Source organism: Falsiroseomonas oryzae, from assembly GCF_027856955.1.
In the GTDB taxonomy this organism is placed as follows: Bacteria; Pseudomonadota; Alphaproteobacteria; order Acetobacterales; family Acetobacteraceae; genus Falsiroseomonas; species Falsiroseomonas oryzae.
The window spans coordinates 1-1,099 of sequence record NZ_JAPSMD010000854.1; the positions used below are offsets into that span (position 1 = coordinate 1).

Below are 1,099 nucleotides of genomic sequence, written 5' to 3' on the forward strand. Positions count from 1 at the left end.
GAGCGTGCTGCGGAGCACCGCCTCGCCGGCCAGCGAGGCCTGCGCGATGACGGCCACGGGCGTCTGCGGCGACCGCCCCGCCGCCAGCAGGCGCAACGCGATCTCGTCGAGGCGCGACAGCGCCATGAAGGCCGCGATGGTGCCGCCTGCCTGCGCCAGCGCGGCCCAGTCCACGCCGCCCGGCAACCCGCCGCCCTCGTCATGGCCGGTCACGAAGGTCACGGCGCTGGCCAGGCCGCGATGCGTCAGCGGAATGCCGGCGGCCGCCGGCGCGGCGGTCCCGGCAGTGACGCCCGGCACGATGCGCCAGCGGATGCCCGCCGCGTCCAGCGCCGCGGTCTCCTCCCCGCCGCGTCCGAAGACGAAAGGATCGCCGCCCTTGAGCCGGACGACGCGCAGCCCCGCCCGCGCGCCGGCGACCATGCGCGCGTTGATCCGGCCCTGCGGCACGGGCGCCGCGCCCTTGCGCTTGCCCACATTCACGAGTTCCGCGCCCGGCCGGACGAGGCGCAGGACTGCGCGGCCCGGCAGGGCGTCGTGGAGCACCAGGTCGGCATGGCGCAGCGCCTCGGCCGCACGCAGGGTCAGCAGGCCTGGGTCGCCGGGACCGGCACCGACCAGCCAGACCTCGCCCTGGCGTGGCCCCGACCCGGCCGCCAGCGCGGATTTCGATTCCACCATCACCAACCGTTCTTTCACGACACGGCTGGAGATAATCATTCTTTCGATCGGCCTTCAACGGCCTTTGGCGAGAGTATTTTTCTCTTGTATCTTGCCACCCTCAGCCGCCATGTGCCAGATATCGCCCAGCACCCTAATCACGTCTCGTGATCGTTGTTTTCGTTCCGCGCGATGCCCATGGCCCGCGCGCCACCCCGGTGAGGCGACAATGAGCGGACCCGCGAAGCTCCGACCCCCCGCGCACCCCGTGGCGATCACCGCCAACGGCCTGGCCGACGGCCGCGTCCTCTGGCTCGCCGCGGACGGAAGCTGGTCCGCCCGGCTGGCGGAGGCCCGCATCCTCGCCCCGGACGACGCCGCGGCCGGCCTCGCGCTCGGCCAGGCGGCGGAGCGCGCCCGCCGCGTCGTCGGCGCCTAC

2 protein-coding genes are annotated in these 1,099 nt (G+C 73.9%); one reads left to right on the forward strand and one right to left on the reverse strand.

Annotated elements, in window-relative coordinates; genetic code table 11:
• Positions 1–681: uroporphyrinogen-III C-methyltransferase (gene cobA / locus OZN99_RS32215; RefSeq protein ID WP_270939263.1), on the reverse strand; the 681-nt coding region annotated here is incomplete at its 3' end.
• 208 nt (positions 682–889) lie between these two features.
• Here cobA and OZN99_RS32220 point away from each other — a divergent pair.
• The coding region (locus OZN99_RS32220; protein ID WP_270939264.1) for a DUF2849 domain-containing protein at positions 890–1,099 on the forward strand (210 nt) is incomplete at its 3' end.